6 protein-coding genes are annotated in these 5762 nt (G+C 70.3%); 5 read left to right on the forward strand and 1 reads right to left on the reverse strand.

Annotated elements, in window-relative coordinates:
• Nucleotides 1–10 precede the first annotated feature (10 nt).
• Entirely contained in the window at nucleotides 11–829 is an 819-nt protein-coding gene (locus GA0115240_RS19750) for a class I SAM-dependent methyltransferase (RefSeq protein ID WP_093738052.1), read from the reverse strand.
• Between the two features lie 284 nt (nucleotides 830–1113).
• On the opposite strand from GA0115240_RS19750, the gene rpsA reads away from it, so the two are divergent.
• The 5 genes from rpsA to GA0115240_RS19775 form a co-directional block, all read left to right on the forward strand.
• A complete protein-coding gene (gene rpsA / locus GA0115240_RS19755) occupies nucleotides 1114–2613 on the forward strand; it encodes a 30S ribosomal protein S1 (protein ID WP_093738054.1) in 1500 nt (499 codons plus the stop codon).
• A gap of 258 nt (nucleotides 2614–2871) precedes the next feature.
• Nucleotides 2872–3807 carry a PAC2 family protein gene (locus tag GA0115240_RS19760; RefSeq protein WP_093738056.1) on the forward strand — a complete coding sequence of 312 codons (936 nt, stop codon included), beginning with the start codon at nucleotides 2872–2874 and terminating at the stop codon, nucleotides 3805–3807.
• Between the two features lie 31 nt (nucleotides 3808–3838).
• Nucleotides 3839–4432 (forward strand): dephospho-CoA kinase, encoded by a 594-nt coding sequence (coaE, locus tag GA0115240_RS19765; protein WP_093738058.1) that lies wholly within the window; start codon nucleotides 3839–3841, stop codon nucleotides 4430–4432.
• A gap of 122 nt (nucleotides 4433–4554) precedes the next feature.
• Nucleotides 4555–4920, forward strand: a complete 366-nt coding sequence (locus GA0115240_RS19770; protein WP_093738060.1) for a tetratricopeptide repeat protein — start codon at nucleotides 4555–4557, stop codon at nucleotides 4918–4920.
• A 94-nt stretch (nucleotides 4921–5014) separates the two neighbouring features.
• On the forward strand, nucleotides 5015–5762 hold a 748-nt coding region (locus tag GA0115240_RS19775), incomplete at its 3' end, for a slipin family protein (protein WP_093738062.1).

The raw sequence follows: 5762 nt of genomic DNA on the forward strand, positions 1-5762 counted from the left end.
GCGGGCAGCCTCACTCGGCCACGCAGACGAAGATCGCGGTGCCCGGCAGCAGCCGGCCGCGCAGCGGCGACCAGCCGCCCCACTCCTGCTCGTTCCAGTCCGGCCACTCCGGCTCCACCACGTCGACCAGGCGCAGCCCGGCGGCGGCGATCTCCCGTACCCGGTCGCCGAGCGTGCGGTGGTGCTCGACGTAGACGGCGAGGCCGCGGTCGTCCTGCTCGACGTACGGGGTGCGGTCGAAGTAGGAGCTGACGGCGGTCAGTCCGTCGGGGCCCGGCTCGTCGGGGAAGGCCCAGCGCACCGGGTGGGTGACCGAGAAGACCCAGCGCCCACCGGGGCGCAGCACCCGGCGCACCTCCCGCTGCACCCGGGCGGTGTCCGCGACGAACGGCAGCGCGCCGTACGCGGAGCAGGCCAGGTCGAAGGAGCCGTCGGCGAAGGGCAGCGCGCCGGCGTCGGCCTGCACCAGGCGCACCGACGCGCCCGGGACCTCCTCGTCGATCCGCCGGGCGTGCTGCAGCTGCCGCGCCGACAGGTCCAGAGCCACCGGACGGGCGCCGCGCGCCGCCAGCCAGCGCGAGCACTGCGCGGCGCCGGCGCCGATCTCCAGCACCGCCCGGTCCTTCAGGGCCGCCGCGGGGCCCAGCAGCGCGGCGTCCGCCTCGTCCAGCCCCTCCGGGCCCCACACGAAGCGGGCGTCGCCGAGGAAGTCGCCGTGCTCCAGCTGGTAGTCGTCCGCGTTGCGGTCCCACCAGTGGCGGTTGGCCCGGCTGCTCTCGGTGCCACCGGCAATACGACGGGTAGCTTCAGGTTCAGGTGCTTGGATCATCGCGGCAGTCGTCGTACTCTCTGCTGAAGACCTGCGGATGGGCGAGTTGCTCCGGTTCGGCCGGTTACGCGCGTCGTGCGCTCTTCGTGCATTGACCCTGCCCGGCTGCCCCCGTATGCTACAAGTTGCGCTGCGAGCCTGCGCGCCTCAGACATAGCAGGTCGCGCTCGACACTGTTGCAGACCTCTCGGCCCCGGTGGCTGTCCGGAATTCGGCAGGAGCGAAAAGGGTTCCCGGCGTAGCAGTACCTACGACTTACTGTCCGTACCGGAGTCCTTTCCCTAATGACGAGCAGCACCGAGGCCCCTCGTACCACCCCGCAGGTGGCGGTCAACGACATCGGCAACGAGGAAGCCTTCCTCGCGGCGATCGACGAGACGATCAAGTACTTCAACGACGGCGACATCGTCGACGGCGTCATCGTGAAGGTCGACCGGGACGAGGTCCTGCTCGACATCGGTTACAAAACCGAAGGTGTCATCCCCTCCCGCGAGCTCTCCATCAAGCACGATGTCGACCCCAATGAGGTCGTCAAGGTGGGCGATGAGATCGAGGCCCTTGTTCTCCAGAAGGAGGACAAGGAGGGGCGCCTGATCCTCTCGAAGAAGCGTGCGCAGTACGAGCGCGCGTGGGGCACGATCGAGAAGATCAAGGAAGAGGACGGCATCGTCACCGGTACCGTCATCGAGGTCGTCAAGGGTGGCCTCATCCTCGACATCGGCCTGCGCGGCTTCCTGCCCGCCTCGCTCGTGGAGATGCGCCGGGTGCGCGACCTCCAGCCCTACGTGGGCAAGGAGCTCGAGGCGAAGATCATCGAGCTGGACAAGAACCGCAACAACGTGGTCCTGTCCCGCCGTGCCTGGCTGGAGCAGACGCAGAGCGAGGTCCGCCAGACCTTCCTCACCACCCTGCAGAAGGGTCAGGTGCGCTCCGGCGTCGTCTCCTCCATCGTCAACTTCGGTGCGTTCGTGGACCTCGGCGGTGTCGACGGCCTGGTGCACGTCTCGGAGCTGTCCTGGAAGCACATCGACCACCCCTCCGAGGTCGTCGAGGTCGGCCAGGAGGTCACGGTCGAGGTCCTGGACGTCGACATGGACCGCGAGCGCGTGTCCCTGTCGCTGAAGGCGACCCAGGAAGACCCGTGGCAGCAGTTCGCCCGGACCCACCAGATCGGCCAGGTCGTTCCCGGCAAGGTCACCAAGCTGGTTCCGTTCGGCGCGTTCGTCCGGGTGGACGAGGGCATCGAGGGCCTGGTCCACATCTCCGAGCTGGCCGAGCGCCACGTGGAGATCCCCGAGCAGGTCGTCCAGGTCAACGACGAGATCTTCGTCAAGGTCATCGACATCGACCTGGAGCGCCGCCGCATCTCGCTGTCGCTCAAGCAGGCCAACGAGTCGTTCGGCGCCGACCCGGCCTCGGTCGAGTTCGACCCGACCCTGTACGGCATGGCCGCGTCCTACGACGACCAGGGCAACTACATCTACCCCGAGGGCTTCGACCCCGAGACCAACGACTGGCTCGAGGGCTACGAGAAGCAGCGCGAGGAGTGGGAGGGCCAGTACGCCACGGCCCAGACCCGCTTCGAGCAGCACCAGGCGCAGGTCATCAAGTCCCGCGAAGCCGACGAGCAGGCGGCCGCCGAAGCCGGCACCGCCGCGCCCGCCCCGGCCTCCGGTGGCGGCGGTGGCTCGTACTCCTCGGAGTCCGAGGACACCTCGGGCGCGCTGGCCTCCGACGAGGCCCTCGCCGCCCTCCGCGAGAAGCTCGCGGGCGGCCAGTCCTGATCCAGGACACCGACCGGTGACCGCGGGCCCGCATCCTTTCCGGATGCGGGCCCGCGGCCCGTTTCAGCCGGTATACGATCCGACGTCCGATGCCGTGTCCGATGCCAGTCCGATGCCAGTCCGATGCCGCGTCCGCTCCAGGAGAGCCCGGGTAGCGCCGAACGCCCAGCCGCAAACCACCCCTTCGGGTGCGGCGGCGGGGAATGGCGAGCAGGTTCCGTTCGTTGTGGGTGACACAGAGCGAGGAGGACGATCACCGTGCTGGATCCGCAAGGACTGTACGAGTACGTGCCGGGCGGGGCCGAAGCCGTCGACGAGGCGGTCGGTGACACCGGGCCGGTTCTGCTCTATTACTTCGAGGGCTACATGGACGCCGGCGAGACCGGCGAGCAGATCGCCCGCCAACTGCTGGACCGCCTCGACAACCAGCTCATCGCCAGCTTCGACGCCGACCGGCTGGTGGACTACCGCGCCCGCCGCCCGCTGATGACCTTCGAGCGCGACCACTGGTCCGCCTACGAGTCGCCGGAGATCGACCTCTACCTGGTCAAGGACACCACCGGCACCCCCTTCCTGCTGCTGGCCGGCTCCGAGCCCGATGTGGAGTGGGAGCGGTTCAGCACCGCCGTGCTGCAGGTCGTCGAGCGCCTCGGCGTCCGGCTGTCCATCAACTTCCACGGCATCCCGATGGGCGTCCCGCACACCCGGCCGGTGGGCCTGACCCCGCACGGCAACCGGGTGGATCTGATGCCGGGTCACCGCGCCTGGTTCGACGAGGCACAGGTGCCCGGCAGCGCCGCCTCCCTGATCGAGCTGCGCCTGGCCGAAGCCGGCCGGGACGTGCTCGGGGTCGCCGCCCACGTCCCGCACTACCTGGCCCGCTCCCCCTACCCGGACGCGGCGCTGGCCGTGCTGGAGACCATCACCGCCGCCACCGGCCTGGTGCTGCCCGAGATCGCGCACGCGCTGCGCAACGAGGCACACACCGTGCGGGTCGAGATCGACCGCCAGGTGGCCGAGGGCGACAGCGAACTCGTCTCGGTGGTGCGCGGCCTGGAAAGCCAGTACGACGCCGTCGCCGGCACCCAGACCCGGGAGAATCTGATCGCCGACCCGGTCGACCTCCCCTCGGCCGACGACCTCGCCGCCGAGTTCGAGCGCTTCCTCGCCGACCGCGAGGACGACGGCCGCTGACCGCCCGCCGGGCACCCCGTAGGCTGTCGCCATGCTGACAGTGGGGCTGACCGGCGGCATCGGCGCCGGCAAGAGCGAGGTGGCGCGGCTGCTCGCCTCCTACGGAGCGGTGCTGATCGACTCCGACCGCATCGCCCGCGAGGTGGTGGAGCCCGGCACCGAGGGGCTCGCCGCCGTCGTCGCCGAGTTCGGCGAGCAGATCCTCAACCCCGACGGCACCCTGGACCGCCCCGCGCTCGGCGCGATCGTCTTCGGCGACCAGGCGCGGCGCGAAGCCCTCAACGCGATCGTGCACCCGCTGGTCGGCCGACGCTCCGCGGAACTCCAGCAGGCCGCCGACCCCGCCGCCGTCGTCGTCCGCGACGTACCGCTGCTCACCGAGAACGGCCTGGCGGCCGGCTTCGACGAGGTCGTGGTGGTCGACGCCGACCCGGCCACTCAGCTGGACCGGCTGGTCCGGCTGCGCGGCATGACCGAGGCCGACGCCCGGGCCCGCATCGCCGCACAGGCCACCCGCGAGCAGCGGCTGGCCGTGGCGAGCATCGTGATCGACAACGACGGACCGCTGGAGGCGCTGGAACCCCAGGTCCGGGCCGTGTGGGAGCGGCTGCGCGCAGCGCGCTGAGCGGCCGCCCGGCGGTCCCGGGGGGCGCCCGGCGCGGGGAATGTGATTGCGATCGGCCGCGTTGGGGTATCTGGAATCGGACGACTGCGTCGTCACCCGTGCCCCGATACAGGGAGGCGGCTTTGCCCAAACGCACGCCGGAAACGCACGTCATCGACTATCGCGCCGCCGAGCAATTGCTCGCCGCCCGCGACCCGCGCGGCGCCGTCAAGCTCCTCGACCCGGTGATCGCGGCCCACCCCGAGAACACCGCGGCCCGTCTGCTGCGTGCCCGCGCCTTCTTCGCGGCAGCCCAACTGCGCCCGGCCGAGCTGGAGTTCCAGATCGTCCTGGAGCGCGAGCCGGACAACGCCTTCGCGCACTTCGCGCTGGCCCGCACCCTGGAGCGGTCCAACCGCGCCGACGAGGCGCAGCGCCACTTCCGGCTGGCCGCCGCGCTCGACCCGCGGCCGGACTATCTGGCCGCGGCCCGCTTCGACCCGAGCTGATCGTCAAAGCTCCCGCCAAGGAATCGCCGTTCCCCATCCACGGCCCGGCGTTCACCAGTATTTTCACACCCTTGTCAGTGAAGGGGAGCGGGACATGGAAATCGTCGTGGTGCTGCTGATCGTCCTCGCGGTCATCGGCCTGATCGTGGTGCCCAGCAGCCTGCGCGTGGTCAAGCAGTACGAGCGCGGCGTGATCTACCGCTTCGGCCGCGTCAACCGGCTGCCCAAGGAACCCGGCCCGCGCCTGCTGCTCCCCTTCATCGACAAGATGACCAAGGTCAACATGCAGGTCATCACCATGCCGGTGCCCGCGCAGGACGGCATCACCCGCGACAACGTGTCGGTCCGGGTGGACGCGGTGCTGTACTTCCGGGTGGTGGATCCGATCCGTGCCTCGGTGGACGTGCAGAACTACCAGTTCGCCATGCTGCAGGTTGCGCAGACCTCGCTGCGGTCCATCATCGGCAAGAGCGACCTGGACGACCTGCTGTCCGGCCGGGAGCGGCTGCACGAGGGCCTGGAGCTGATGCTGTCCACCCCGGCCACCGGCTGGGGCGTGCACATCGACCGGGTCGAGATCAAGGACGTGACCCTGCCGGAGTCCATGAAGCGGTCCATGGCCCGGCAGGCCGAGGCCGACCGCGAGCGGCGGGCCCGGATCATCACCGCCGACGGCGAGCTGCAGGCGTCGCAGAAGCTGTCCGAGGCGGCGCGCACCATGGACGCCAACCCGTCGGCGCTCCAGCTGCGGCTGCTGCAGACCGTGGTCGAGGTGGCGGCCGAGAAGAACTCGACCCTCGTGATGCCCTTCCCGGTGGAGATGCTCCGCTTCTTCGACCGCG

This window comes from Streptomyces sp. DvalAA-14, from assembly GCF_900091855.1.
Taxonomy (GTDB): domain Bacteria; phylum Actinomycetota; class Actinomycetes; order Streptomycetales; family Streptomycetaceae; genus Actinacidiphila.

What these genes read in the sequence shown, in the direction of transcription:
- coaE (WP_093738058.1), top strand. Translation starts at nt 3,839, where the DNA reads ATGCTGACAGTGGGGCTGACCGGCGGCATCGGCGCCGGCAAGAGCGAG.
- rpsA (WP_093738054.1), top strand. Translation starts at nt 1,114, where the DNA reads ATGACGAGCAGCACCGAGGCCCCTCGTACCACCCCGCAGGTGGCGGTC.
- GA0115240_RS19750 (WP_093738052.1), bottom strand. Translation starts at nt 829, where the DNA reads ATGATCCAAGCACCTGAACCTGAAGCTACCCGTCGTATTGCCGGTGGC.